This is a genomic window from Synergistes jonesii (genome assembly GCF_000712295.1).
GTDB lineage: Bacteria > Synergistota > Synergistia > Synergistales > Synergistaceae > Synergistes > Synergistes jonesii.
Genome location: NZ_JMKI01000042.1, coordinates 1 through 2487, shown reverse-complemented (window position 1 = coordinate 2487; position 2487 = coordinate 1). Strand labels below are relative to the sequence as shown.

Below are 2487 nucleotides of genomic sequence, written 5' to 3'. Positions count from 1 at the left end.
AAGCCGAAGTCCAGCGCTGCATCGTCCATCAGATCCGTACACGACAAAATTCGTCTCTTACAAGGACATTAAGGCTTTTATGAATGATTTGAAGGGTGTCTATCAGGCTCCTACACTGGAGCAGGCCGAGGAAGGGCTTGACAGACTTGAAGAGAAGTGGGGCTCGAAATACCCGTCTTCGGTAGCGAGCTGGCGGAACAACTGGCCTCAGTTATCCGCTTATTTCAAGTATCCCTATGAGCTGCGCCGGATGATCTATACGACAAACCAGATCGAGAACTACAACCGGCAGCTCAGGAAAGTGACAAAAACACGTACGATCTTCCCCTCAGACGACGCCCTTTTCAAGCTCCTTTATCTTGCGACGATGGACATCACTGAAAAGTGGACCGGCAGGGACAGGGACTGGAGTAAAATTCTGTCACAGCTGTGCATTTACTTTGAGGAACGCATAGAACCCGGAGATCTGGAATAGCCCTAAACGCCTATAAGAAAAGTCCGGGCTGCAGTCCATTGACAGCCCGGATAGCGTATGTCATTATGGTGATACTGAAGCAGTAACGGTAACCCTTTGATGTCTTACATCGATCCAGGGGCAAGGGGTTTACACAGAATAAGTTACACTACCGCGTATGTCATTATGGTGATACTGAAGCAGTAACGGTAACCCTTTGATGTCTTACATCGATCCAGGGGCAAGGGGTTTACACAGAATAAGTTACACTACCGCTATTTGCCCCGTGTTTTCTGGCGGCTTCAAGCCGGCGCTCGGATTCAACGGCGCGCCATTCCCTGACGAGATGGTATATCCCTAAAATACCTGTGAGCTTGTCGCATATTTTTCGGCGCCTGCGGTATACCACGGAAAGGGACTCGTCAAAGTCATATGTATCTTTGCCTTCGATATAGTATTCTTTTAGGAATTGCCTTTCCTCAAACCGCAGCTTCGATATGCAGCTGGTAATGCGGTCGATTATGAGCTTTAGGTTGTTGCTTTCCCTATCTCCCTCAACGAAGCGCTCTATCGCAGATACGCCGGTACCACCCTGAACGGGCGTATCACGGTTGGGCGCTAAGACTAAGGATATGACGTAGTCTCTACGCTGTTCTTCCGCCCTGCACAGCTCCGGGTAAAGCGAGAGTATTGATTCGATTACCTGAAATTCGTCTTTTGATAGTCTCATCCAATTATAAACCTCCTGAATGGTCCTGATTTTGTTTCTTCAAATCGCCTTTTTAACTGCGTCATCGTAGTCTTGAGTCTTCTTATGAAGGCCGAGCGTGAGAGAGGCATATGTCCGCATTGCTTGCACCACGACGTGTATATTTCATAAAGCCGGGCCCGCTCGTATTCTCCGGGGAGTATCTCGTCCTCAATGAAGGACACGACGGGGTTTACGTCCCGCGCAAAGTTGTCGAGCGTGTCTTTCTGGTCGTCCGGCATGGAGAATTGGCGTACCTTGCGAAGTATTTTATAGCCGGCGTATGCCCAATTGAAGATGCCGGGCAGTTCTTCAATGAGTTTCGAGGTGAGCTGCCGGTCCGCCTTGAGTTCACCTGGGCCGGGCTCGTCCACAAAACGCGCGTTGAAGTTGACGAAGCATATTCTCCGTAAAAAGCCGGTGGTAACGTCGCGGCTTTTGATGTAGTCGTTGCAGGCGCTTATGAATTTGGCGCGTGTGCGGAATTCTATAAAATCGCGCCCTTTGTAGCAGCCGTTTACGGCGTCGCCCACGACAAGCTGTTTGAATGTGCTTTCCGCCCCCTTGACGTCGGTTTGGGTCTCAGAGCTGATGTTGAGTATCGAGGAGTAGAGGCGTATGCGCTGAAACGGTTCCACAAGCCCGGACATTTCAACGTTGCTGACGTTGCCCTGCCCGAAGACGGCGGATATTACGTCGAGGAATACGCGGTAGTGTAACTTATTCTGTGTAAACCCCTTGCCCCTGGATCGATGTAAGACATCAAAGGGTTACCGTTACTGCTTCAGTATCACCATAATGACATACGCTATCCGGGCTGTCAATGGACTGCAGCCCGGACTTTTCTTATAGGCGTTTAGGGCTATTCCAGATCTCCGGGTTCTATGCGTTCCTCAAAGTAAATGCACAGCTGTGACAGAATTTTACTCCAGTCCCTGTCCCTGCCGGTCCACTTTTCAGTGATGTCCATCGTCGCAAGATAAAGGAGCTTGAGAAGGGCGTCGTCTGAGGGGAAGATCGTACGTGTTTTTGTCACTTTCCTGAGCTGCCGGTTGTAGTTCTCGATCTGGTTTGTCGTATAGATCATCCGGCGCAGCTCATAGGGATACTTGAAATAAGCGGATAACTGAGGCCAGTTGTTCCGCCAGCTCGCTACCGAAGACGGGTATTTCGAGCCCCACTTCTCTTCAAGTCTGTCAAGCCCTTCCTCGGCCTGCTCCAGTGTAGGAGCCTGATAGACACCCTTCAAATCATTCATAAAAGCCTTAATGTCCTTGTAAGAGAC

The 2487-nt window shown here is 49.9% G+C and carries 3 protein-coding genes and 1 pseudogene; 1 reads left to right on the top strand and 3 read right to left on the bottom strand.

The window, feature by feature from the left end:
- The coding region (locus EH55_RS10505) for a transposase (RefSeq protein WP_236617121.1) at window positions 1-475 on the top strand (475 nt) is incomplete at its 5' end.
- A gap of 229 nt (window positions 476-704) precedes the next feature.
- On the opposite strand, the gene EH55_RS10500 is transcribed toward EH55_RS10505, so the two are convergent.
- The 3 genes and pseudogenes from EH55_RS10500 to EH55_RS10490 all read right to left on the bottom strand — a co-directional run.
- Window positions 705-1184 (bottom strand): hypothetical protein, encoded by a 480-nt coding sequence (locus EH55_RS10500; protein WP_037977635.1) that lies wholly within the window; start codon window positions 1182-1184, stop codon window positions 705-707.
- Window positions 1181-1897, bottom strand: a pseudogene (locus EH55_RS10495) (phage/plasmid primase, P4 family); the annotation flags it as partial. The pseudogene EH55_RS10495 and the gene EH55_RS10500, both read right to left, overlap by 4 nt.
- Window positions 1898-2064: 167 nt before the next feature.
- On the bottom strand, window positions 2065-2487 hold a 423-nt coding region (locus EH55_RS10490; protein WP_037977633.1), incomplete at its 5' end, for an IS256 family transposase.